Annotated in this window: 24 protein-coding genes and 1 pseudogene; 9 read left to right on the top strand and 16 right to left on the bottom strand. The window is 68.9% G+C overall.

The window, feature by feature from the left end; genetic code table 11:
- Positions 1-156 precede the first annotated feature (156 nt).
- From ACIA5G_RS51950 to ACIA5G_RS51910, 9 genes are all read right to left on the bottom strand, one after another.
- Positions 157-981 carry a thiopeptide-type bacteriocin biosynthesis protein gene (locus ACIA5G_RS51950; protein ID WP_395937650.1) on the bottom strand — a complete coding sequence of 275 codons (825 nt, stop codon included), beginning with the start codon at positions 979-981 and terminating at the stop codon, positions 157-159.
- Positions 982-996: 15 nt separating this feature from the next.
- On the bottom strand, positions 997-2,094 hold the full coding sequence (locus ACIA5G_RS51945; protein WP_395937648.1) for a lanthionine synthetase C family protein: 1,098 nt from the start codon (positions 2,092-2,094) through the stop codon (positions 997-999).
- Positions 2,091-4,901: a lantibiotic dehydratase gene (locus ACIA5G_RS51940; protein WP_395937646.1), complete on the bottom strand. Its 2,811-nt coding sequence runs from the start codon at positions 4,899-4,901 to the stop codon at positions 2,091-2,093. Before ACIA5G_RS51940 ends, ACIA5G_RS51945 begins: the two co-directional genes overlap by 4 nt.
- A 79-nt stretch (positions 4,902-4,980) precedes the next feature.
- A complete protein-coding gene (gene fxlA / locus ACIA5G_RS51935) occupies positions 4,981-5,118 on the bottom strand; it encodes an FxLD family lanthipeptide (protein WP_395937644.1) in 138 nt (45 codons plus the stop codon).
- Positions 5,119-5,201: 83 nt separating this feature from the next.
- Positions 5,202-6,413, bottom strand: a complete 1,212-nt coding sequence (fxlM, locus tag ACIA5G_RS51930; RefSeq protein WP_395937642.1) for a methyltransferase, FxLD system — start codon at positions 6,411-6,413, stop codon at positions 5,202-5,204.
- A 14-nt stretch (positions 6,414-6,427) separates the two neighbouring features.
- Positions 6,428-6,841, bottom strand: coding sequence for a hypothetical protein (locus ACIA5G_RS51925; protein ID WP_395937640.1), 414 nt, complete (start codon positions 6,839-6,841; stop codon positions 6,428-6,430).
- The gene (locus tag ACIA5G_RS51920; RefSeq protein ID WP_395937638.1) at positions 6,834-7,169 is read right to left on the bottom strand and encodes a hypothetical protein; all 336 of its coding nucleotides are present in this window, start codon (positions 7,167-7,169) and stop codon (positions 6,834-6,836) included. The genes ACIA5G_RS51925 and ACIA5G_RS51920 overlap by 8 nt, the downstream gene beginning before the upstream one ends.
- 4 nt (positions 7,170-7,173) lie before the next feature.
- Complete coding sequence (locus ACIA5G_RS51915) at positions 7,174-7,719, bottom strand: hypothetical protein (RefSeq protein WP_395937636.1); 546 nt, start codon at positions 7,717-7,719, stop codon at positions 7,174-7,176.
- Complete coding sequence (locus tag ACIA5G_RS51910) at positions 7,716-8,153, bottom strand: hypothetical protein (protein ID WP_395937634.1); 438 nt, start codon at positions 8,151-8,153, stop codon at positions 7,716-7,718. Before ACIA5G_RS51910 ends, ACIA5G_RS51915 begins: the two co-directional genes overlap by 4 nt.
- Before the next feature lie 269 nt (positions 8,154-8,422).
- Between ACIA5G_RS51910 and ACIA5G_RS51905 the strand changes: the two genes are divergently transcribed.
- Both ACIA5G_RS51905 and ACIA5G_RS51900 read left to right on the top strand, forming a co-directional pair.
- Complete coding sequence (locus ACIA5G_RS51905) at positions 8,423-9,250, top strand: hypothetical protein (protein ID WP_395937632.1); 828 nt, start codon at positions 8,423-8,425, stop codon at positions 9,248-9,250.
- A gap of 5 nt (positions 9,251-9,255) precedes the next feature.
- Entirely contained in the window at positions 9,256-10,080 is an 825-nt protein-coding gene (locus ACIA5G_RS51900; RefSeq protein WP_395937630.1) for a hypothetical protein, read from the top strand.
- Between the two features lie 219 nt (positions 10,081-10,299).
- Here the strand turns inward: ACIA5G_RS51900 and ACIA5G_RS51895 are convergent.
- Positions 10,300-10,575, bottom strand: a pseudogene (locus ACIA5G_RS51895) (dTDP-4-dehydrorhamnose 3,5-epimerase family protein); the annotation flags it as partial.
- A gap of 193 nt (positions 10,576-10,768) precedes the next feature.
- Between ACIA5G_RS51895 and ACIA5G_RS51890 the strand changes: the two are divergent.
- The 3 genes from ACIA5G_RS51890 (at position 10,769) to ACIA5G_RS51880 (ending at position 12,914) form a co-directional block, all read left to right on the top strand.
- Positions 10,769-12,097 carry a multiprotein-bridging factor 1 family protein gene (locus ACIA5G_RS51890; RefSeq protein ID WP_395937628.1) on the top strand — a complete coding sequence of 443 codons (1,329 nt, stop codon included), beginning with the start codon at positions 10,769-10,771 and terminating at the stop codon, positions 12,095-12,097.
- Between the two features lie 32 nt (positions 12,098-12,129).
- Positions 12,130-12,576: a hypothetical protein gene (locus tag ACIA5G_RS51885; RefSeq protein WP_395937626.1), complete on the top strand. Its 447-nt coding sequence runs from the start codon at positions 12,130-12,132 to the stop codon at positions 12,574-12,576.
- Between the two features lie 131 nt (positions 12,577-12,707).
- The gene (locus tag ACIA5G_RS51880; protein WP_395937624.1) at positions 12,708-12,914 is read left to right on the top strand and encodes a hypothetical protein; all 207 of its coding nucleotides are present in this window, start codon (positions 12,708-12,710) and stop codon (positions 12,912-12,914) included.
- 52 nt (positions 12,915-12,966) lie between these two features.
- Here ACIA5G_RS51880 and ACIA5G_RS51875 read toward each other — a convergent pair whose 3' ends face one another.
- From ACIA5G_RS51875 to ACIA5G_RS51855, 5 genes are all read right to left on the bottom strand, one after another.
- Positions 12,967-13,155, bottom strand: coding sequence for a hypothetical protein (locus tag ACIA5G_RS51875; RefSeq protein WP_395937622.1), 189 nt, complete (start codon positions 13,153-13,155; stop codon positions 12,967-12,969).
- A 363-nt stretch (positions 13,156-13,518) separates the two neighbouring features.
- Positions 13,519-14,340, bottom strand: coding sequence for a DUF6283 family protein (locus tag ACIA5G_RS51870; RefSeq protein ID WP_395937620.1), 822 nt, complete (start codon positions 14,338-14,340; stop codon positions 13,519-13,521).
- A gap of 352 nt (positions 14,341-14,692) precedes the next feature.
- Positions 14,693-14,857, bottom strand: coding sequence for a hypothetical protein (locus ACIA5G_RS51865; RefSeq protein ID WP_395937618.1), 165 nt, complete (start codon positions 14,855-14,857; stop codon positions 14,693-14,695).
- A 469-nt stretch (positions 14,858-15,326) separates the two neighbouring features.
- Entirely contained in the window at positions 15,327-16,052 is a 726-nt protein-coding gene (locus tag ACIA5G_RS51860; RefSeq protein ID WP_395937616.1) for a hypothetical protein, read from the bottom strand.
- A gap of 531 nt (positions 16,053-16,583) precedes the next feature.
- Positions 16,584-16,958, bottom strand: a complete 375-nt coding sequence (locus ACIA5G_RS51855) for a hypothetical protein (RefSeq protein WP_395937614.1) — start codon at positions 16,956-16,958, stop codon at positions 16,584-16,586.
- Between the two features lie 126 nt (positions 16,959-17,084).
- On the opposite strand from ACIA5G_RS51855, the gene ACIA5G_RS51850 reads away from it, so the two are divergent.
- Positions 17,085-17,336, top strand: coding sequence for a hypothetical protein (locus ACIA5G_RS51850; protein WP_395937612.1), 252 nt, complete (start codon positions 17,085-17,087; stop codon positions 17,334-17,336).
- Between the two features lie 77 nt (positions 17,337-17,413).
- On the opposite strand, the gene ACIA5G_RS51845 is transcribed toward ACIA5G_RS51850, so the two are convergent.
- Positions 17,414-17,905 carry a GNAT family N-acetyltransferase gene (locus ACIA5G_RS51845; protein ID WP_395937610.1) on the bottom strand — a complete coding sequence of 164 codons (492 nt, stop codon included), beginning with the start codon at positions 17,903-17,905 and terminating at the stop codon, positions 17,414-17,416.
- A gap of 64 nt (positions 17,906-17,969) precedes the next feature.
- Here ACIA5G_RS51845 and ACIA5G_RS51840 point away from each other — a divergent pair, with 64 nt between their 5' ends.
- From ACIA5G_RS51840 to ACIA5G_RS51830, 3 genes are all read left to right on the top strand, one after another.
- Positions 17,970-19,394: a tyrosine-type recombinase/integrase gene (locus ACIA5G_RS51840; protein WP_395937608.1), complete on the top strand. Its 1,425-nt coding sequence runs from the start codon at positions 17,970-17,972 to the stop codon at positions 19,392-19,394.
- A 77-nt stretch (positions 19,395-19,471) separates the two neighbouring features.
- On the top strand, positions 19,472-21,190 hold the full coding sequence (locus tag ACIA5G_RS51835; protein WP_395937606.1) for a hypothetical protein: 1,719 nt from the start codon (positions 19,472-19,474) through the stop codon (positions 21,188-21,190).
- The coding region (locus ACIA5G_RS51830; RefSeq protein WP_395937604.1) for a hypothetical protein at positions 21,187-23,036 on the top strand (1,850 nt) is incomplete at its 3' end. The genes ACIA5G_RS51835 and ACIA5G_RS51830, both read left to right, overlap by 4 nt.

Here is a 23,036-nt window from a genome sequence, read left to right as displayed (position 1 = left end):
GCGGCCGGTCTGCCAGATCGTGCGAGTCGACGCGGCCGCGCAACCGCGACGGCTGGCATGGGCGACAGCCTGAACCCCAGGGCTGGTTACGGTGACCTCATTGCGTGTCGTCGCCCTGACAACGGCGTGGGAACCGAGCCGCCGGGCCGGCCGCAGCTAGCGAGTCTTGTCGTTGGGGCTGGCGAAGGCTGCACGTTCCGGGCGGATCTCGTCGATGGGACGGCCGAAGATGGCGTCTTTCGCCGCTCGGGCGAGAGCGGCTTGCGTTGCCGCGGGCAGTCCTATCCGGTTCCAATGGAAGATGACGTGAAGAGCGGTGATAGCACGCAGTCCTCGGGTGAGTGCGCCTTCCTCGCGCAGTGTCCGTAACGCCCGTCCCGCGTCTTCGAACGCGGCGAGCCATGTGCGATCGAGCACGTCGGGTCCGGCTCGGCCACGGAGGATGTGGCTGATGTCGTCGGTGAACGAGTTCCACACGTCCGCGTTAACGGGTGCGACAGGCACGCTGGCGCGGTGTTCGGCGACTTGAGCCCACACGTCGCCTCGCTCGTTGATGTCGAGTCCGGCAGCTCGCATGAGCGCGGTGCACAGGATGAGGGAGCGTTCCCTGCGGTCGGGGGCGCCTGAGCGGAAGAAGGACAGCAGATGGCTGCTGTCGTGGTGGAACAGAGCGTGGGCCAGGACCATGCTGGCCGGGCCACCGAACGCGCGAGTTTCCGGCTCGTAGATATCGCGGGTCCAGGCCATACCTGCGGTGAGGCCCGCGTGGATCGGGTCACCGTCTGAGCTGCTGGGCTGGCCGGCAAGAAGGTAGCGCACCCGCCATGGGCCTTTCCGGATGAACCACCAGGAGGTGATGAGCCCGCCGGCTTCAGCAGAGGGGAGGATCCCTGCCAGGTGCTCGACTGCGCGTCGTTCCCGCTCAATGGCGTCGTTGCCGGAGTAGGCGATGTTCAGTTGGTTCCAGGTCGTCGTGTCCACAATGTCCTTTCCGGGTCAGCGGAGCAGCAGGCAGGCATCCCACGATGTCGTCACGGTTCCGATGGCCGCGAGCGTGACGCCGGCCGAACCGGTAAGGAATCCCGCAGGCTCGTCGGGGGAGGCCGTGGCATCCCGGTGGCGTTGCCGCGCCGAGGTGAGGGTGATCGGCTCGACGGCGTCGGCGGCGATGCAGCGGGCGGTCGCGAGCAACCCACCGGTTCCGTGGCACAGGCTCCGGTCGGTGAGAGAGTCCAGCTGGGCCCCGTCGTTGAGACACGCGGTGAAGGCGGCTTCGGCGCGCTGCTGGCGGGAGCGATCGTGCAGCGCACGGGCGGCAAGCTGGAGGGCTCGGGCGATGCCCGGCGTCCCGTAGCACCAGGACGGCCGACCTGGGCCCGGCTGGGTGCTTGTGTGGTGCTGGAGGTCCGCGAGCGTGACGACCTGTGGCCACCATGAGCCACCGCTGACGTGGTGCTGTTCCCAGCTGTTGAGCCACCGGCAGATGCGCGTCATCGCATCGACCTGCCCGTCAACGATGATCCCGTCGCCGTGGGTGAGGGCAAGCAGAGCAAGAGGACCCGCGATGCCGTGCGCGATCCCGTGGTTGGAGTGGCCGCCGTCGGGGCCGGGGCAGGAGCGTTCAGGGCCTGCTGGACACCACCAGCCTGGGAGCCCGTCGACGGGCTCGCTCAGACGCACCAGGTAGGTCAGGACGGAGCGCAGGAGATCGTGATCGTTGCTGCGGCGAAGCGCGACGCCGAGGCCGGTCAGACCGCCGATGAGGTCATACTCGTTGAGCGCCGGCCGGTTGCGCTGATCGATGCGTGCGTGGGCGGCATCCAGACGCCGTCGGGTGATCAGGGCGGTGCCCGCGTCCACAGTCTTCCGGGCTTGTGCGAGGCCGGGCCGATCGGCAGCGCCGTGCAAAACGAACGACAGCGCCGGGGCACCGTGGTAGAGGCTGGCCGAGCGGCCCGTGCTGACCCCGTCAGTGACCGCGTCGCTCAACGTGGCGTTGGCCAGTTCCCACGTTCCCGCGCCCGTGCTGGCTTGCTCGATGTGCAGGAGCGCGATCCCTGCGGCACCGCCGCTGAGGGATTGCCCTGGCTTCACGACCCACCTCGGGCGCGCAGAGTGAGGGCGGTAGCGCGAGCCAGTCGAAGGCAGCGCCGCTCGGATGCCAGGTCTACCCCGATCATCCGGACGTGATGCAGGTGCAGGAGGTCAGCCAGGATCCGGTTCGGATCAAGGCCGTCGTGGTCGGTGTGCGCGCGGTAGTCCGCCAGGGCCTGCCGGAGCCGGTCGTCGCTGCCGGTGCTGAGAGTGCGGATGACGAGGTCACGCTGGTCGCTGATCGGCTGGTTGGAAGCATGTGGCTCACCGCGGTGGTCGACGTGCTCGATGAGCCAGCCGGGGCCGTCCCCGGTGAAGCCGTCGACGATCCTGATCAGCCCGGCCGCGGTGGCGATCGTTCGATCGCCGGTCAGGCGCGGGATGACCGCGTGCGAGTCGGCGGCGAACACCTCCTCGGCCGCGGCGAGCGTCGCTCCGGTGCCGAACCGGATTTCGGGCCGGTAGGTGTTGATCGTGTAGTCGTGCAGCAGGCCCTCGGCGCGCAGCAGCTCCGCCCAGGTGCCGAACCGCCCGGCGGCGGCACCGAACCGGCCAGCGTCGCCGAGCGGGATCCGCAACCGGAGGTGAGGTTCAGGCTCGTGGTATCGGATGAACCACCAGCCGCTGCCGGCGACGTCATCGAGTGCGGCTGTCCAGGCGAGGATGTCATCGCTTCGGCCGAAGACCTTGACGTAGAGCCACGGTGACAAGCCAGGCCGATGCTCGATGGCGTTGAGGGTCGTCATCGGCCGCGGAGGTTTGGGCGTGCTGGGCGGTGATGTCCGGGCGAGCGTGAGGACGACCTCGTGGGGTCTGTCGTCGATCCAGCCGGCCGGGCCGTGGGTTTCGGTGAGGATCGCATTCTGCCCTCGGCGAAGGTGGCTACGCAGCAGTGCCAGATGGGCGGGTTCGTCCAGAGTAAGGCGGATCCGCACGTCGTCGGCGCCGAGCAGCACCTCCGACGGGATCCGGTAGGTCTCCCGCAGCCGCTCCCACGCCGTGCGCCAGGCTCCGAACGGCTCGGCAGCGGCGGGTAGTGCGGACGCGGCGATGATCCAGCGGGCAGCGTGCAGGATTGACCGGCCGTGGCGGATGCGCGGGAGGAACGGCAGGTCACGGGCGACGGGTCCCCAGCTGAACGGGCGGCAGGGCGCGCAGAAGGCAGTCCAGATCTCGGTGAGGAACCGCACGAGAGGCTGCTGACCGCCGGCAAGGTTGACGCCGTTGAACAGCATTGGCTCGATAGGTCGGCCGTGGGCCAGGGAGATGAGCCACAGGCGTCGCGCGTCGCCGGTGACGGCGAGGTCGTCCAGCGCGATGCCGGAAGTCTGGCGGTATTCCCCGAGCGGCAGGACGGGCAAGATTTCAGGCACCCTGGCTACGGTGGTCATCTTGCGTGCCAGGGGTGGCGTGGACACCTGCGCCGCCATGGCGTCGGGCGTCGCGGTCGGCAGCGCCGCGTAGGCGCGCTCGAACCGCGCTCGCTCGGATTCTTCGAGCAGGTGCAGGAAGCGGCCGACGGTGACGCCGGCGTGCCGGGCCCCGCTGATGACCTCGAGCGTGAAGTCACCGCGCTCGAGGTCGGCACGAGTCGTCGCCGCGAGGCTGAACCGGAGTTCGGTGTGCGGGACTGGGGGGCGTTGCCCGATCTTCAGGCGGGCGGTGAGGTCGTCGTCGAGGACGACCTCGCGGCAGCCGTCGAAAGCGGCCTGTTGGGCGATTATCGCCATCGTTGTGTCGCGGGAGGTCAGTGCCCGGGTTTCGCGCCGTTGCGATCCCCGGAAGCCGGCGGGGTAGCCCTGTCCGGATCGGCTGACCAGCTCACGCACGGGCACCACGGCTCCTGGCCCGTACCGCTCGAGAAATGCCTGGTGGTAGGACTGCCACCAGGGCATCTGCGGCGCGACAAGAGTGAGCACCGACGCCGCGTGCTCTGCTTCGCGCAGGACCGCGGCGGGCAGGGTCACCGCGCAGCCGAGCCGCACATCGACCGCAGCCCGTCCTGTCTCGTCGGGAAGGTCTCCGTAGCGGGCAAGGTGGGTCGCCGGATCGGTCACGGTCATCGGCGGGCGGATGGCTGAGAGAAGCACTCGGCGTGCTACCAGCCCGGCCAGCAGTTCCTCGATCACCGCGAGGTTGACGGCGGGAGCCTCGGCCGCGAGCTTGGCGGCCAGGTCACTGAAGGGGATCGGTTGCCGCGCGATCTCTACGGCCAGGCGCACCGGCCGGGTCAGCTCAACCTCCAGGTCCCACAGGTGATCTGCGGTGCCGGAGCGGTCCTCAGCGCCAGTGCCCGGGACTATCCACGCGCGGCCGCGGGCGAACCCTAGGCTGTTCGTCACGACGTCGACGGTCCGCAGCGTGTCCAGCCGCTCGATCCGCTCGACCTGCTGGTCCACGAACACGCCATCCGGCCGGAACACCGTCTGATGCTCGCCAGACCACTGCACCGTCGCGCGGCTCCCGAGGTGTGCAGGTGCCACCCCGGCGAACAGGCCGAACGGTGTCGCTCGGCTCGTCCAGCGCAGCAGGTACCGTGCCACCGTCTCTACCAGCCGGCGCACGCGGCGAACCGTCTCGCGCCCGAGCGGTGGCGCAGCGATCTGCCGCTGCACTTGGTCTGCCAGTTCGGTGGAGGCGGTCCTGACCGCATTGGCGAACCCCGGCAAGCGCCACACGTGCTGGAGCCAGTCGTGCCAGCTGGCCACGTCGTCCCCGGTCAAGTCGGGCCACGGCGGCAACTGCACGTCTGCGGGGAACGTCGTGATCCTGATCATCGCCGCGTCCACGGCCTGGTATGTGCTCACCTGCGTCTCCGTCTTTTCGCGCGACGAGGGTGTGGCCCAGCCTTGCGGGGCAAGACCGGGCCACACCGGTACTCGGCTGTCAGCCGTTGGTCGTACAGGCATCGCTGCCCGTATTGCCGTCACCACAGCCATCCGAGGTGCAGTCCTCCGACCCGGTCGCGGGCGCGGCGCCGCCTTCGACGAGCCGCACGTTAAGGCGAAACTCCGAGGGGTCCATCAGAACTTCCTTTCTCCAGGGCGGTTCCTTGCTCCCCTTCCGTGACTCCGTTGGCAGGAAGGAGATGTTCCCGGCAGGGGTGGTCAGGCCGCTGGCCACGTGAACACCACGCGGCAGTGGCGCTTGGTCAGCGCCAACCCTTCCGGGAGATCGGTGTCGGGCGTGTCGATCGGGAAGACGTGCAAGGTCGGCGCCGGACGCCCGGCGCGATCCCACGCCCGGATCTGACCTGCCAGCTCGTCGGCGGCCCGCGCGCCGTCGGGGCCGTGGGCGTACGCGACGTACTCGAACTCGGCGTCGGCGACCTGGCGCAGCCGGCCCCGGTAGGCCAGCGTTGCGCCGTGAACCGACGCGGGAGTCCCGTACTGCCACGACGGATCGACCAGGCCGCCGTCGATGGCGCTGGTCTGGGCGATCATCACGGCGAATCCAGGAACGTGGCTTGCCAGCCACAGGTCAAGATCAGAGGATTGCCGGCCGGACGGGACGGTCACGCCCGAGGATGCTTCGTGACGCTCCGCGGCGAACACGCCCTGCAGAGGGGCACCGTCGATGTCCTGGTGGGTCTCGGTCAGCCACAGGTTGACACCGTCGCCGAGGGGAACCTCCCGGCCCTTGCTGGCGCCCGCCCCCTGCATCGGCACAAATCCGCACGAGAGGTTGCTGTGGCTGATCAGGTGGTCCCCGGTGCGCTTCAGCGCCCAGGAGCGGGTCATCCCCAGGGTGCGGAGCGGGACGACGAGCGTGCCGTCGTCGGTCAGCTGGCTGATCCAGGCTGGGGGAACGTCCCACGCCCCGACAGTCACGATGATCAAGTCGTAGCGGGGGCCAGGCTCGATCTCGAACTCGGCGTCGGCGCACACGACCTCGACATCGGCGTAGCCCGCCGCGTCCAGGCAGGCGCGTGCCCGGTCCGTGACGTCGGCGTCGATGTCCACGGTCGTGACCGATCCGCTCGGACCGGCGATCTCGCGCAGCAGTGCCGCGTTGTAGCCGCCGCTGCCGATCTCGAGGATGTGGTGGCCGGTGGCCTGTCCGAGCATGTCCGCGATCAGGTGAGGGGCGGACACCGAGCTGATGTTCACGCCGTCTTCCCGCCGCTTGGTGACCACCGCTGTGTTCGCGTACGCCTCCTCCAGGGAGACGCCGGGGATGAACAGTTCACGCGGCACGGTCCGCAGCGCGCGTTCTACGTCGGCGGGCAAGGTGAGGCCCCGCCGCTCACGTCCCTGGACGAGCTTGTCGACCAGCTCGTTGCGGAGTTTCTGTGCATGTGTGGTGGTTTCTGCGTTCAAGAGGTGCGTGCCTCCTAGGCTTGTGCGGAGTCAACAAAACGGTGACGGACAGCGATTTCCAGTATGCCGATAGTCACTACCGCGCCGGGATTCCGACACCTTGGGCAGGTGGACTCACAGGCCGGAGTACGTGCGGTCCGCGCGGCCTTCCTGTCGCCGGCGTCGGGAATGAGGTGGCGGTGCGCCATCTGCCAGACCGAGCATCCTCGGGCGCGGCGTCCCCGCCGGGGTGAGCAAGCGCGGCAGCGGCCGTGCTCGTCGGGTTCGTGCTCGTTCAGCAGATCTCGCCAGGCATGGGTCAACATCGGAATGACCGAGTCGGCCAGCGCCACCCGTGACCGGGTATCGGCGCCGTTGACGATCGTGTCGAGGTAGTCGAGGCGGTCGTAGACCGCCGCACGCAGGCTGGCGCGAAGAACGTCATCCATGCCGATCTCCCTCTCCAAGGCAGGGTTCCTGCGGCCACGCGACTTCCTGGTGCGTCGCGGCCGGTGCTGACGGTGGTGGCGGCCACAGCCGCGCGTGCAGGTCGAGCGGAACCAGGTCGCTCAGCCGCAGCCGGGCGGTGTGCAGCCGCGCGGCTGCGTCGTCGAAGTAGGGGCACGGCCAGAACCGGTCCGCGCAGGTCGGGCAGATCCCCGGCGCGGCGGGTGTGGGCAGGTGCCGGTTCAGGTCGTTGGCTGCTTCGGCGGCGCGTCCCAGCGGGCTTTCCGTCGCGACGATCACGCCAATCACCGCGCGGATGTCGTTCTCCATCGGTTCACGCGATCCCGGCCGGGCTGGCGGGGGTCTGGAAGACCGGCGGCTGGCGGCGCCCGAGCAGCAGGTCGGTGACCAGGTCGTCGTAGGCGCGGCCGAACTCGCCGAGTTGTCGCGCAGCAAGCCGTACCTGCGGATCGGTCGCCTCGTCTCCGTCCTCGGCGAGCAGCAGGCCACGCATCCACACGATCACCAGCCGATCGATGAACTGGCCGAGGGATTGGGTGTGCAGGGCCCCGGTCCGGCGCTCGGGCAGCTCGACTGCGGCCCACCGGTCGATCAGCACCGCGCACGCGGCGTTTCCGCGCTGCTCGGCGCGGATCGCGGCGGTCACGGCGTGCGCGTCGGCGTCGGGATCGCCGAGAACCTGGTGGACCTGCGCGCGCATCCAACGTTCGGCGGCCAGGGCGGGGGCCACGGCCAGAATCGGGTGCTGGTAGCCGCCGGGCGGGGCGGTGGCGAAGGCACGGACCACCGCGGCCGCGCGCCGCGGCGAGGGCGTGCTTCCCGCCGACGTCGACATGGGGGCCGCGGTTACGAGTGTCACGAGGCCGATCCGCGCGTCCCGGCCATGGGTGGGACCGGTCGTCCGGTCATCTCCCATTGGGTGAAGTGGACGACGATGCGGTCCCACAGGCCTGGCTCGCCGAGTTCGGCGACGTGCATCAGGACGCGGTGTGCGCGGTCGTCCCAGCAGGCCAGAACCCGGACCGCCGCCCGGGCGGTGGTGTCGAGGAACAGGTGCTCGTCGATGCGCCGGTGCAGGGTGCGGCGCCGGTGCTCGACGGTGGGCAGGCCCGCGCGAACGATCGCAGCGGCTGCTTGGTGCTCGATACCGGGCACGAAGCATGCCGGGGTCAGTGCTGAGCGTCGCAGCTCGGCGATTAACTCGGCATGGTGATCGGCGCGGCGCGTCTCTCGCCTCAAACTGGCGATGAGATCGGGCAGGGAGAGCCTGGCCGCCATCCGGATTGCGGTCATCGGGTGGGCTCCTTCACGATCGGCCTCGATCAGGGTCGGGATGAGAATCGGCTAGCGGTCCTAGCGTTGCGGCGGTATGTCGCAGGCCTCCGGCGGCGGACGCGTGGTGCGGTGTCAGTTGCCTTGCTCGCGTCATCCCGCTGCCTCCAACCTGCTAGTTGATACCCCTCAACTGGGAGGTGGTGGTGGTTCAGTTGCTCAGTTTAGGGGTATGAACCGGATGCTATGGCGCGGCGAGCGCGCCAGTCAAGGGGTATAAACTCGCGAGTGTGAGTATCGATCGCGAGTTCGACGACCTGCGCCGTGATCCCGATCCGCTGCGCCGCGGGCGCCGCGCGACCGAATTGCTGACCCACTACAACCAGTTGGCCGCCGAGCTCGCCCGCATCCGCCGCCACGCGATCGAGTGCGCTCGTACCGACCTCGACATGAAAGACAAGGACATCGCCCCGGAGGTCGGGCTGACCAAGAGCCGGCTTTCGCAGCTCATGAAGACCGCGCCGGCCGCCGAGCGCCTCTTCTACGGTCATGGCCCCGTCAGCATCAGCGTGCCATTCCGCTATCAAACCACCGATCGGGAACGTCCCCTGATCGCAGCCGAAGACGCCGAGGCTGCTGACCAGTTGGCCGAGCTCCTCCACTCCTTGTCCTTCGTCGTCACCCGTCACCAGATCGAGCCCGAACAAGCAGCGCTTCCCGACGGTGACGCCGTTGTCGTCTGTGGACCGAAGTCGGCACCGGTCGGCGCGCACCTGATCGAGGCCGACCCTGCTCTGCGCATGATCCAGTCCGGCTCTCGCTGGTGGATCGAGGAGGCAGGTACCGGTGTTCGACACGGCTCGCCGGCGGATGAACCCACGCCGCAATCCGGCGACATTGCCTATCTTGCACGGCAAATCCGGAACAGGCGAGTGGTCGTGCACATTGCCGGGATCCACACGATCGGCTCGCTCGGCGCCGCTCATTTCCTGGCCGACAATCTCGCGGCGCTGTTCACCATGACCGGTGACACGCCCTGCTCGATGGTGATTCGGTGCTTCGTCGACGACCGGCACGTGACTGCCAGCGAACTCCTCGCCGGCCCCTTCATGTGGTGAGCCGCGTGGAGATCGCATCCGCTCAGCTTCCTGCAATCGAGGCCAGCGACGACAAGATCGTCACCATGGCCAACGGTGTGATCATGCTCGACGGGGCCTCGGCGTTCGTGCCCGTGCCTGTTCCTCCGGCTGTCTATGCCGCGGAGCTCGGCACACAACTCAAAGACCACCTCGTCCACGCGCCCGGCGCAGATCTTGTCGAGGTCCTCGCGGAGGCAATCCACGACGTCGCGGCACGTTTCGATCTTTGCCCGGGCGAGTCGCCCTCGAGCACGGTCACGATCGTGCGTGAGCACGACGGTTGGCTCGACATGTTGCTGCTGGGCGACAACCTCGTCGTGCTGCCCACGACGATCATTACGGACACGCGACTCAGCCGGCTCGACCTGGAGCCAACCAGGCGGTACCGGCAGCGCCTCGCCGGTGGCTTCGGCTTCGACGCGGCTCACCGAGCCATCCTGCGCGAGCTGCAGACGCAGCAGGCCGCTCGTCGCAACCGGCCGGGGGGATACTGGATCGCTGAGGCGGAGCCTGCCGCAGCGGCGAACGCCCTCGTCCGCCGCTTCCGAATCGCCGAAGTTCCGTGGGTCGGCTTGGCCACCGATGGCGCCTACAAGCCTATGCAGCACCTTCTCCTGGACGACTGGCCGCAGCTGGCATCCGCTGAACCTGAGGTCCTCGAACAGGTCCTGCGCCGATGCGAGAAATGGGAAGCTCAGGACGACCCTGCAGGGGTGGACCTGCCGCGTGCCAAACGTCACGACGACAAGAGCATCGCGATCGCGATGCCCACGACACGACTTCACACAGCCGATGCGATCACCAGGTGACCTCGGCTGCAAAACGATCATGAGCTGCGGGAGGCGGCTACGCAGTCGCGCTCGCACGGCCACGTGCAAACCCGCGCGCCACGTGATCGCGAGGTCGGGGTCGAGCGGGTTGACGGTGCGTTCGTACTCGTCTTGGTGTGGCCGGGACAGCAGGTGCAGCAGCGCCGTTCGGTTCTCGTGGTCGAGGCGCTCGACGTGCCAGCGGCCGAAGGTGGCAGATCCGATCCGCACGTCGACAACGACGTCGAACACCACGCCGGCGGTGCAGGTCGCGTACTTCGCCAGCCCGGTTCCCGTCGTCACTCGGATGCGCCGTAGTACGCCGTTCTGCGCGATCGAGCAGGTCGCTTGCCGGACGGCCAGGTCGACGCCGATGGCCGCCGCGAAATGCCCGCTGTGGAACGGCTCGTGGAGCCTTCCATGGTCGTCGGTGAAGGCCCTGGGAGTGACCTTCCACGCTCCGGAGATCGGTAGCGGCTCGATTCCTGATTCCATCCCCGTTCCTTCCCGGATCGGCGCGTCATGGCGACAGCTCCACGCTAGAAAACTGGAAGAAGTCGAGGTGAGTTCTGTGCCAGCCCGGCACAGCTGTGCCGAACTGGCACAGCGCCCTTGACAGGGTCACGGAACCGCTACTCTGGGTTAGTCTTCGTTTCCGGCGGTGGGAGGGCGCCTGATGCTCCCGGCCATGTCCTCGCCTTTGCTCGACGCGATCGCGCGCCGCGACTACCCGGCAGTCCTGCGGCACGCCCGAGAGGGAGCCGGATGGAGCCAGACCGAGCTCGCCCGACGCCTGGGGTTTCACCCGAGCGTGATCTCGAAGATGGAGGCGCGCCGACGCCGGATGGAGAACGTGGTGACCCTGCGGCGACTAGCTGAGGCCCTGCAGCTTCCTGAATCAGCGTTCGGGCTGGATGGCCCCGAGGGCGTGGCGGCCGGGCGCATCGACCCGGCCCCTTCTAGGGTGGTCAGCAAGCCCGCCCCGGAGGAGGACGACGTGCGCCGACGCAGCTTCTTGAAGGCCGGTGGCGTGGCCATCGGCGCCGCTGTCACCGGTGCCCCGGCCGCGGAGGCAGCGACGTCCACGTCCGCGGCACTACCGGACCCGGCCGTTGTGCTCACCACCCGGCTGTCCGACGTCCTCATCGGCGCCCGGGCCGCGACAGGTCCGGCGTTTCCGACCGCCGGGCTAACCCGCGCACTCGCAGTAGCGCGCGCATCGTTCGGCAAGTCCGACTTCCTGGCGCTCGCCGATCAGCTGCCGGCGCTGGTCCGAGCCGCAGAGGCTGCCCAGGACGCCGGAGCCGCGGCCCAGGCCTACACGCTGGTCACCCGCGCGCTGGTCAAGCTGCGCCCTGCGGGCCTGGAGTGGATAAGCGCCGACCGCGCGGTTCGAGCCGCGGGAGCAGCAGGCCAGCCGCTCATTCTCGCCGAAGCGGAGCGCATGCTCTCCGGCGTGTGCCGTCGCGCCGGCGACCACGACCGAGCCGGCGCCCTCGTTGTACAGGCAGCCGAGCGACTGACGCTCGACGGCCGGGATCCGCGCCATCTCGTGCTGCACGCCGGCCTGCTCTGCACCAGCGGGTATTCCGCTGCCCGGGCCGGCGACGGCGCCCGAGCCCGCGACCTGCTGACGGAAGCAGCCGCGACCGCGAACCGGCTCGAGGGCGCCGAGGCTGCACGGGCCCAGGCGAACCTGCTGAGCCATCGCGTCTCGGTGGAGCAGCTGCTCGGTGAGCCGGAGGCTGCGCTGCATCACGCTCGCACGGCCCGAGGGGTGGGGTTCCCTGACGTCGAGCGGGAGGGACGCTACTTGGTGGACCTCGCCGCGGTTCAGCTAGAGCTCGGTCAACCCGGGCCGGCGTACAGCACGTTGCTGGCCGCCGAACGCCGCGCACCCGGCGAGGTGCACACTCGCGCGGCAGTTCGCACCATCGTCGATGCGTTGCTCAACCAGAATCGTGCAGCCGTGCCAGGAATCCGCGATCTCGCCGCGCGGGTTCACGTACCGGCTTGAGGACCACCGCGACCACCCGAGGAAGCACCGGCATGACGATCATCCACGACTACATCGACGACGCCCATATCCAGCAGCTGCACGACTTCCTCACCACACGCGGCTGGGAGCTGTCCGCCCACACTGGCCGGGACGATCGCGGTCGGCCAGACGATCCCGAGCCAGAGTGGTACTTTCCCCCCGCTTTTCGGGGCGTCGCGATCCATGAGCTGGGCGAGATCAGCCCTGCGCACCTGCATTGCAGACTGCGGGGCGCTCACGGCCCGCGTATCGTGATCGTCACCGCTGGCAACTTCCACGGCTGCGACCGCCACGACGTTGGTGAACACGACCTCCCGCCGGTCAACGCCGGCCTCGACCTCAATCGTGCCACGGCAGTCCTTACGCCCCTCGAAGCCGACGCAAGCGCGCTTGATGCGACTGACCTGGTGCACTGCCGCTTCTTCGGTCCTTGCGGAGAGAACAATTACCTCTTTTGACCTGCCGATCCGCAAACCCGGTCATTACGGACGCATAGCCCTCCGGCCTTACCTTGCTTACAAGCTCGGGAAGGGTTGGTGAAGGAGTCAACTAGCAATTTCGGCGACGCCGGCTGCGAACGCGAAGTTCCTTGACGGAGGAAAGCGTCATTGCAATCCCGGCCCTCTACGGCCGCCAGATCAGCGTCAACACCATCCGCTCATGGATCAACCGCGGACGGCTGCCCCCGCGCACGTGGGTGCACGACGGCGTCGCCTACGCGCAGCGCCAGGTGGAAAACGACCGGCCGCTGTGCTATGTCGGGGACGTGATCGACATAGCACAGCAGCCGGATTAGTCGAGCCGCTGACCAGCAACGTTGCAAGGCCGTGCTTCTTGTCCAGTTTCTGTCAAGTTTTTTTGAAGTCACAGGTTGCAGGTGCGGCCAAGAGTGCAACGGCAAGCGTGCTGGCCAGCTGAAAGACGTTCGGCTGCTCATGGAAGCCAGCTGCTGCCGCTGCGATCGCGATCAAGAAGGCCACGACCGCGGGCGCCACCCTGCGAGCGGCTACGCCGCTGCGAACCAGCCGTCTGCCCACGGCACTCATTTTGCCATAAGTCGTCCTCAGAGCAGCGCTGACCAGCCGCCCCACGGTCGCGAGCCGTGCTTGCCGTGTAGGTATTCGACCCGGAGCGTGGCTTGGTCCTTCGCGTCCGGGTTCTTGGCGGCGACCTGCACAGCCGGCACGTCATGCGGAACTCGCGGATATCGCGGAACAGCTCGAACCCGTCCCACTGCGTTACATCGTGGCCGTACGCCTCGGCGAAGCCGCGGTAGTCGTCGTCGCCGATGCAGCCAATCGGGGCGTGTGTCACGAGTCTTCGCGTTGCTGTCTTGAAGACGGGTGCCGCGGCCGTGGGCAACGAGGCGGCCTGAGTGTCCGACAGAACGAGCAGGCAGGCTAGCTGCCGCCCTGGTTGATCACGATCGGCTCGTAGACGCCGCCGACCAGCACCGCCGCCGAGGCGAGGTGCCGGCGTAGTTGCTCGGCAAGTTCGGTGGCGTCCTCGCCCAGGTCGTCACCGGCGCACTCGACGATGAACTTGCGGATGAGCGCCAGTGCTGTGGTGTCGCCGGGGTGGTCGTCACGCCCGGGGACGGCCAGGTGCCCGGCCGCGCCGAGCCGACCGGCCAGCAGCATCGCATCGGCCGTCATCGCTTCGCCGAGGTCCATCCCCGCCGACTCGACGATGAAGTCGCGGATAAGTCGCTGCGCGCGGGACACCGTGGCGGCGGTCTGGTCGGCGACCACGGTGGCCATATCCGGGAGGGAGAGCCGGCTATCGCGGCACGGCGCGAGAACTGGATCGTCGGCAGCGACGCCGTTGGCGATCGCCATTTCCCGGTAGGAGTCGTACAGCGGATACGGCGAGGAGACCTCGGCGATGTCCGGTCCGTACATGCGGACCGTGGCGTTGTGCGCGGCGCCTCGCAACAGGAACCCGGCGCAAGTCTTCGGCTCGTCCCGTTTGCTCCCGTGACACCCGAACTCGTTGGTCGCCAGGTCGTAGGTGGTGGAGGCGGAGAGCCGGAACACTGCGGGCGGGAACGCACCGACGGGGGAGTCGCGCCGCCACGGGCACCTCAGGCACGGTTCCTTCTGGAACGCGCCGTCGGGCGAGAGGATCGTGACGACGCCCCAGCCGTCGGCGCCCTCGCGGATGGCCACGATCTGGGCGCCGGTCTTCGCCGGTACCACGGATTGCTCCGACGGATCGGGCACGATCACCGCTCCCCTCGCTAGGCGTGGCCGACAGTGTAGTGGCCGCCGTGAACGGCAAAGTGGTCACCGATCGCGGGGAGAACGGGACCGCGTCAGGGAACGGTGTGGATCACTGACTGTCGTTGCGGGGTTGCCGGTGCACGCACAGCGCCTCTGGCCCCGGATACGAGAAGTGACCCCGGACACTGGCTTGCCTGGCTGAGCGCAGGCGACCTGCACAACCTCATCGAGACCGCATGCGACCCCGCCGTCCTCGCCGCCGCCGGATCCCGCTTGGAGGTGCCCGTCCGACTACTGCTGCGCGACCTCGCGCAGCTGCTGCACGCCGCCGGGTACGAGAACCAGTCGTGACCTACCCGGCCATCGGCTCGCGTCGCATCCGCAGGTCCCGCGCCACCGCGTCCACCTGGGCCGGATCGAGCTCCGGCAGCTCCACTGACAGCACGTCGGCCCGCCAGGCACGCAGCAACGAGGCCAGCCGCAGCCGCGTCCGCCGCCGATTCCGCAGTACGTCCACGACGCTCACCTCCCAGCCTCTCCCCGGTGGGGTCGCGACCCGCCGACCCGCCGTTACGTCCGCGATCCGCCGGCATCCGTGACGAGCCAACACAGACCACGGCCGTGCCTACCAGCTCGCACCGCGTCTGTCCGACCTGTCGAACGACCATCCCGTCCAGCCCCTGCCCGCACTGCCGGCGAGAACAGCGTCGCGATAGCGACCAGCGCCGAGGAACCGCCGCGCAACGCGGCTACAGCCACGACTGGCAGCTAAACCGCGCGGAATACCTACGGGAACACCGGCTCTGCGCCCGGTGTCAAAGACCGGCCACTGTGGCCGACCACTACCCGGAGACCCGCCGGTCGCTCGTCGATCGCGGAGTCACCCGACCCCGACGCTTGGCACCGGCACCGGCTCCGGCCCCTGTGCAAGACCTGCCACGACCGGCACATCGCGCTCACCAGCCCAGGAGGCTGGAACAGGCGACCTAAGCGTCGGCTACGGCCTTGAGGTGACCGTCATGCGACCTGGTCCACCGCTGGTTTCCCAGTCGGAAGGACACTGTCACTTGCAGACGTTCGCGAACGATCTCCAAGTTTCGCACCCGAGCGTTCGGACTGAATTCGGGATCGTCCCATTCGTTAGAGTCATACGGATTGGGCGGTAGTTCGAGGTATAGACCCCCGGCCGCGAACTCCATCTTGAGCGTTCCGATGACCTGCTCGCTGATGATCCGCGAAAGATTGTCGAGATCGAGCGGTTCAGTGGTTGGCGGAAGTACGCCCATGAGAGTTCGGTGACTGGCCAGGATTCCACGACCCCGGGTGTCAACGGTCACGTCGTACACCGGAAGTTGGGTCGCATTCACGAACTTCGCCTTCGCTGGAGCCAAAGGGGAATCTGTATCGATCACCCAGATCGAAAATCGCGAGGCCAGATCTTCTCGCCGCTCAATCGTGGCGAGACGCCAGCCGCGCTGTGCGATCCATACCGCTGTCGCAGCAGCGGCAAGTGAACCGATCCCGCCGACCCACTGTCCCCACGCGGCCCACCAGTCAGCCTGCTTGTTCTCGATCCAACCCCACAGAATCAGCGCCACGAGATCTGCGAAACCCACCACCGAGAGCGTGGTCGCAAGAGAACGAGTCTCCAGGCGACGAGACCTCAACTGGGACGCATAGGCCCACAGGATCAGGACCAGGACGTTCGCCATCAGCAACACCAGACCGGGCACCACACTTACCAGCCAAAGTGGACTGCACGTCGCGCGAGAGTCCGCGCACGACCGGAAGCATCTCGGTAGCTGACCAGGACAAAACGGGGGCCAGCGAACCCGAGTGAGATGTCAGAGATCGGCTTGTCGGTGGCGTTGCTGATGCCCAGGTACAGCTGCTGGCCGGTCGCCCCCTGAACGACGGACACGCCCGGCTTGCCCCGATGTCTCGACCCCGCCTTCCTCACCCGCACCGGCCGCGAAAGCCGACGGCGAACATGGCGGTCCAGTGTGTACGTCAAGAGAACAGCCACGATCGGCCCAAACCACTGGCCCAACGCGCCAAGGACGTCCGCCGACATGTGAATGAACCACCAGTCGATCCGATCGCTCACGCCGGCCGCCTCCGTCCTCAGTCACTTGACGGTGAACGGTACTGACCGTCCCGAGGGGGTGTCACCTCGTGCTTGGCGTCGTCGCCATCTGCCTGCACATCGGGCTCTACCTCTAACCTGTCAGCAAACCTGCTGGTCAGATCCTCGCGGGCTTGCGCAACCGGAAGAACGGATCGGGCGCGCTCTCGGCCACACACATCGGGCAGCGGTACTCCAACCAATCGATCTCCGACGTCTTCATGCCCTGCTCCAGGGGATGTCCTGACCGGCATGCCTCCGGCGTCGCGAATCGCCGCAGCTCGTGATCCCACACCGCCTCGCCGTCCATCGACAGACGAGGCGTCCACCATCGTCTCGAACTCATGTTCGAAACCGTACGAGTGACGCGCCGCCGGGTTTGACGGGGGTGAAGTTTGGCGGCGACGCCTGGTTCGGCGGGGCGGAGTTCGGCGGCGTCGCCCGGTTCAGCGAAGCGGTACCCGGCGGTCGCGCATTCGATCCGGCTGAGCATGGTGTGCCCCGCGCGCCGATGAGCCTGAGCCCGGTGGAAGTCCGGATCCGGCGTAGCAGAGCCCGAAACCGTCCTCATCACCTTTCAGCGGACGAGTGCTACCACCATTTCGGCCAGCGCGGTTCGATGCGTAGCCCGGCGGTTTCCTGGTACGAGCACGGGCTCGCCGGTGCTCGCGGCGCCCCGACCCGAGCCCAGAACGCCGCATCGGGCTCGTCCGCCGGGTTGGCGCTCCAGCTGAACCCTTCGCCGCGGGCTGCGGCCGCGCGGGGCCAGCACGCGGCCGACGCCGCAGCGTCGGTGGCGAGGCTCGACGTGCAGGCGAGCAGCAGACCACGTCAGTCGACCGGGCACAGCGACAGCTCGACCTGGTCGTAGATCGTCGCACCCCACCGCAGTGCCCTTGCGGCAGTCAGTCCGCACCTGCACGTGCCCGGCCAGGGAAAGGGTGTGGATCACCTGCCGGTGTCACGGGGTTGCCGGTGCAGACACAGCTGTCCTGGGCTGGGATAGGAGATGCGGGCGCGGAATGCTTGCGCGACGGCGCCGTCGGGTAGCGGTGCGGTCCGGCGGTAGCCGGTCGTGCGGGCGTGGGCTGCGGCGACGAGGGTGCGGCCGTAGCCCAGGCGCCGGTACCCGGCTGCGACGTGGACATAGTCGAGGGTCGCGATCCGGCAGGCGGTACAGCAGGTCAGGGTGAGGGTGGCGACAGCGGTGCCGTCGAGCACGAGTTCGATGCGGCCGGTGAGGGTTCCGGCCGGAGGCGGGTGCGCGACCAGCACGAGTCCTTGCTGCGGCGTGGTGTCGGGTGGGTGCTGGGTGGTGATGTCCAGGTGGGCCCATTCGGCGAGCCGGCGTTCGGCGAGGTCGAGCGCTTCGATGCGGCGGCAGGTTTCGCAGAGTTGTGCACTGCTGGTCGTGACCGCATGATCTTGCGCGATGAACATCGACCTCTAGCAGGTAGTCCTCACCCGCGCCGAGCTGCCAACCGCGACACAGCGGCCGCCGTTCTTGAACGCCCTGCTCGACGGGCGCGTCGACTGGTTGCGGCAGGAGCGGCTGACCGACGGCACGCCGTACTTGCTCTCTCCGACGTTCCAGTACGACGTCGACCTCAACGACTTCTTCCGGTCGGCAGTCATGGCACAGCGAGCACCGCTGACGCGGCAGGGCTACGCCCGGGATCTTGCGGCGTTCCTGTCCTTCCTGTGGTCGGGGCGCGGACGCCGGTCCTGGCGCGACGCTTCAGAGACCGATCATCTGGCCTATCTGGTGTGGCGGCGCCAGGACCCGGCTGGGCCGCGCGTGTCCGGCGCGACGTGGGACCGCGAGGTCGCGGCGGTCAACCAGTTCTACCGGTGGGCGCTGCTGGCGGGACACGTCCAGATCCACCCCATTCCGCAGACGTCTCGTCGTCCGCTGCCTGCGGGTGCTGGCTGGGCCGGGCGCCGAACGCTGGACGAGCAGCGTCCGGCGACGTACTCGCACGACGGCGTCCGCGACCGTGTGGCCTGGCTCCCGCCGACGGCCTACCGGGCGTGGCGCGACGTCGGCATGCGCGGCTACGGCCCGGACGGTCTGCCACGGCCAGGATTCCGGGGGCGATGGGCAGCAAGGAACGCCCTGTTCAGTGACCTGATGGTCCGCACCGGCCTTCGACTGCAGGAGCAGTCCGCCCTGACGACGTTCGAGGTCCCTGCCGGCAGCGGCGCGGCGCCCGGGTATCGGCGGTTCTGGCTGCCGGAGGCGATCGCGAAGGGCACCTCGGCTCGCTGGGTATACGTCCCTGCCGGTGTGTTGGGCGAACTGCACGCTTACCTGACGATCGACCGTGCGACGGTCGTCGCCGAGGCTCAGGCCGCTGGACGGTACCGGCGACTACGGCGCCCGCTGGTCGTGGAGGACCCGGCCCGGCCGGTCGTGGCTCGCACCGGGGTGGCGCGGTCGGTGGATGTCGCGCGGCTCGGGCCGGCGGAGCGGCGGCGGCTGCTGGTCGACGGCGAACGTGGTCTCGAACCGGCTGCGCTGTGGCTCGGCGAGCAGGGATGGCCGATCACGATCTCGCGCTGGAAAGGCGTGTTCGCTGAGGGCAACGATCGCTGCCGCGCTGCGGGCCTCGCTGTCCGCTGTCACCCGCACATGCTGCGCCACTCCTTCGCTGTGGTCACCCTGGAACAGCTGCAGCGCGGGCACCTGGCCGCGCTGGGCGACCTGACGGCGGCTCAGCGCGGCCAGTACACCCGGATCTTCGGGGACCCTCTGGACTGGGTCCGCCGGCGGTTAGGCCACCGATCGGTCGTGACCACCCAGATCTACCTGCACACGCTCGCCGAGCTGGAGATGGAGACGCGGACGGCGCTGGTGCCGGACGGCTGGGAGGATCCACGCGAGCCCGCGGTACTCGGCATGGCCGAACAGGACGAGGCCTCGTGGTGACCGGTGACGGTCGAGGACGCACTCACCGCGGCCGTCGCGCAGAACTCCCCAGCACGGCGTTCTACCAGCCACCGTCCGTGCCCGTCGACTCCGGCCAGGACGACACGGTGGTGGCCTTCGTCGGCGAGGACCGACGCGAGTACCTCTTCGACGTGAGCGCACTTCCCCTGCCTGGCTGGCATCCCGTCCTCGCCGCCGGCCTGCGGACCTTGATCGGCCCCGGCGGGAGCCGCCGCACGGCGTCGTCGGCCAAGGGGACGTGGTCGACGATGGCCAGGTTCATTCGCGCCCTCGCCGAGCTGTTCGACCCACCGCGCCATCCACGGGCCCTGACCCCGGCCCACGTCGAGGACTATTTCACCGACCAGCGGCGGTCGATTTCGGCCCAGTCCATCGGTGCCGAGCTGCTCCGCCTCCGTGGCTTGTTCCGCACACCCGCGCTGCAAGCCGAACTCGAACCCACGGTGCTGGATCAGCTCAACCGCCGCACCACCATCCCGCGCACCGCCGGCCGCTCCGGCTACAGCGACGGCGAGCTCACCCGCATCCTGCGCGCCGCCCGCCAGGACGTCGCACAGTTGCGGGACCGGATCGACGCCGGCGAACACCGTCTCGCCGCGCTCGACGACGGTGACGACCATGCCGCGCTGCGCCAACTCGCCGACACCGGCACGACCACCTGGACATCGAAGGGCGGCGCGAGCGCCGAGATGCGGCGCCGCCGCGAACTGGCTGGCCGGCTCTTCGTCACCCGGGCCGACCTCGAACCCTTGCTGCTTCTGCTGGTCGCCGTGACCCAGCGCAACATCGAGACGATCAAGGAACTGCCCGCCGAACATCGCATCCTCGAGAGCCGCGCGGTCGAGGTGCAGCTGACCAAACGCCGCCGCGGCCGCCAACGCTGGCACGACACCGTCACCTGGGAAATCGGTCCACCGCACCGAGAACTCCACACCCCCGGCGGCCTCTACCTGCTGACCCACCGGCTGATGGCCCGTAGCCGGGCCCTCAGCGGCTCAACCTCGATCTGGTCGATCTGGCGCAACACCCTCCGCAACCGGGCAGCCGACGCCGAACACGCCGACCCGTTCGCGCACACGCTGGAGGCCAGCCTCAAGCTCCCCGCGTGGATCGCCCGGCACGACCTGCGCACCGACGACGGCACCGAGCCGCTCAAGGTCGAGAGCGGGCGGCTGCGCACCAGCATGGAAGTCCGGCGCACTCGCGCGGCCGGAGGACACCTGCCCTCGGCTGCACGGTCCAACAGCACAGCAGTGCTGTTCGCCGACTACCTGCGTGGCGACGCCACGGCGATCGACTGGGCCCACGACGTCACCGCCGAAGCCTTCGTCGACGCCGAGCACGCCGCGTTGCAGGCACATCAGCGCGCTCTGACCGCGACCGGCGGCACAACGCTGACCGTCCACCGTGTCGGCTCACCCGCAGATACCGCCCCGGCGACCGAGGCGGCGTGGAACGCCTGCACCGACCCTCAGACGCACCCGAGCACCGGCACAGCGTGCCGGCGGGTGTCTGCGCTCGACTGCTTCCACTGCGCAAACTGCGTGATCACCCCCGCGCACCTGCCGGCGATTCTCGCGCTGCGCTGTGCCATGGACCAGCGCCGCGCCCTCGAGGCGACGGATCGATGGTGGACGCGTTACGGGCCGGCCTGGGCCGCGATCCAGCATCACGTCCTGCCCAAGTTCACCCCGGCCGAAGTCGAGCACGCCCGCGCCGGCGCCGCCCCAGCGACGTGGCTGGACCTGGTCGAAGACCCTTGGGAGCACCCGTGACCTCGACCGCCCGTGCCGTCGGCTCCCCGGCCGATGACCTGTTCGTGCTTGCCAGCCGTGCGCTGCGCCCCGGCGTCGCCGTCGAGACGACATCGCGGTTCGCGGACCTGGTCTGGGATCTCGGACCGGCGATCCTGCAGCACCACACCGGACGCGTCCGCCTCGACTTCGCCCGTGTCCCACCGTCCTATCGCGACATCGCCAAGCAGCTCTGCCACGCCCTGCTGTCCGGACCGCTGCCGCCGGACGAGCTCCGTCCTGCACCCAGCACGGTGAGGCGCATCTTCAGTTACCTCACGCGGTTTCTGGCCTGGCTCGACACACAGCCGCCGGACGATGGCACCCAGGCGCCGGTCCGGCTCGCTGACGTCACCTCCGCTCAGCTGACGAGCTTCGAGCAACGTCTGCGCGACTCCGGCGTATCGGCCGAGGGCCGGGCCGGGGCCTGCAGCGCGGTCCGGATGCTCTGGCGCTTCCGGCACTGCCTCACCGACGGTCTCACCGTTGACCCTGCGGACCTGGCCTCCTGGGGCGTCCCCGCCGCGCAGCGGCAGGAGAACACCACAGCCCGGATTCCCGAGGAGGTCCTCGGGCCCCTGATCGGCTGGGCGCTGCGCTTCGTGCGTGACTTCGCTCCCGACATCGTGGGCGCCGCCGACGCCTTACGCGACTATCGCCGTCCACGCCGGATCAACCGCCGAGGCGACAACACCGGCGTCGGCGCCCGGATCCAGCAGGTCCTCGACCACTACGTCGCCTCCAGCGAACCGCTGCCCGGCTACGAACACCGGCCCAACCTGAAGTTCCTTGCCTGGCAGGCCGGATGTCATGTCTCGGCGCTGTACTACGGTCACCGGCCCGCGTCCGTGCGTACCGCTGCCGCGATCGTCGGAGTCGCGTCCGGCAGCCGGCTGCCGGTCCCGATCCAGGGCCGCCTCGACGGACATCCCTGGCTGCCGGGCATCCCTGTTGTCCACCCGCAGCACTCGGTAAGCATGCTCAGCCGGATCCTGTTGGTTGCCTGCTACATCGTCATCGCCTTCTTCTCCGGCATGAGGGACGGCGAGATCAAGCACCTGCGCCGGGGATGTCTGCGCGTGCAGCGCACCGCGGATGGGACGGCGTATCGGTGGAGCGTGCAGAGCCTGGCCTTCAAAGGCGAACGCGACCCACGCGGCACGCCCGCGACCTGGATCATCGGCGAACCAGCGGCCCGCGCTGTCGACGTCCTCGAGCAGCTGCAACCCGGCCGGTCCGACGACCTGCTCTTCGCCACGCTCGACGTCACCACCGCGCCGTACACGCCCGAGGCGCGTGCCGCGAGCGGGAAGGTCCCGAGCGCCGCCACCACCAACAAGCAGATGCGGGACTTCGTCGCCTGGATCAACCGCTACTGCCGGGCCCACGACCGCGGCGACGCCATCCCGGAGGGTGACGGCCGGCCGGAGCAGCTGCGCACCGCTCAGTTCCGCCGCACGCTGGCCTGGTTCATCGCCCGGCGCCCGGGCGGCTCGATCGCCGGCGCCATCCAGTACCGGCACTTGAGCATCCACATGTTCGAGGGCTACGCCGGCACCTCGGACTCCGGCTTCCGCGCCGAGGTCGACGCCGAGCAGGCCCTCGCCCGCGGCGAGGTGCTGCTGAACCTGGCCACCGATCACGACCACCCGGACCTGACCGGCCCGGCCGCCACCGAGGCCGGGCGTCGCCTCGACGGGCTCGCCTCGGCGTTCGCCGGAACGGTGGTGACTGACCCGGTGCGCCTGCGGCGGATCCTGCACCGCGACGACCCCGCGATCTACCCCGGTGAGTACGTCACCTGCGTGTTCAACCCCGACACCGCGCT

Origin of the sequence: Amycolatopsis sp. NPDC051758, from assembly GCF_044453095.1 — a bacterium.
GTDB lineage: Bacteria > Actinomycetota > Actinomycetes > Mycobacteriales > Pseudonocardiaceae > Amycolatopsis.
The sequence above is the reverse complement of the archived record's forward strand: the minus strand, read 5'-3'. Positions and strand labels throughout refer to the sequence as shown.

Coding starts and splice junctions, on each gene's coding strand:
- ACIA5G_RS51910 (WP_395937634.1), bottom strand. CDS start 8,153: ATGACCGCAATCCGGATGGCGGCCAGGCTCTCCCTGCCCGATCTCATC.
- ACIA5G_RS51925 (WP_395937640.1), bottom strand. CDS start 6,841: ATGGATGACGTTCTTCGCGCCAGCCTGCGTGCGGCGGTCTACGACCGC.
- ACIA5G_RS51885 (WP_395937626.1), top strand. CDS start 12,130: ATGACGATCATCCACGACTACATCGACGACGCCCATATCCAGCAGCTG.
- ACIA5G_RS51920 (WP_395937638.1), bottom strand. CDS start 7,169: ATGGAGAACGACATCCGCGCGGTGATTGGCGTGATCGTCGCGACGGAA.
- ACIA5G_RS51850 (WP_395937612.1), top strand. CDS start 17,085: ATGCGTAGCCCGGCGGTTTCCTGGTACGAGCACGGGCTCGCCGGTGCT.
- ACIA5G_RS51855 (WP_395937614.1), bottom strand. CDS start 16,958: ATGCTCAGCCGGATCGAATGCGCGACCGCCGGGTACCGCTTCGCTGAA.
- ACIA5G_RS51860 (WP_395937616.1), bottom strand. CDS start 16,052: ATGGCGAACGTCCTGGTCCTGATCCTGTGGGCCTATGCGTCCCAGTTG.
- fxlA (WP_395937644.1), bottom strand. CDS start 5,118: ATGGACCCCTCGGAGTTTCGCCTTAACGTGCGGCTCGTCGAAGGCGGC.
- ACIA5G_RS51845 (WP_395937610.1), bottom strand. CDS start 17,905: ATGTTCATCGCGCAAGATCATGCGGTCACGACCAGCAGTGCACAACTC.
- ACIA5G_RS51890 (WP_395937628.1), top strand. CDS start 10,769: ATGTCCTCGCCTTTGCTCGACGCGATCGCGCGCCGCGACTACCCGGCA.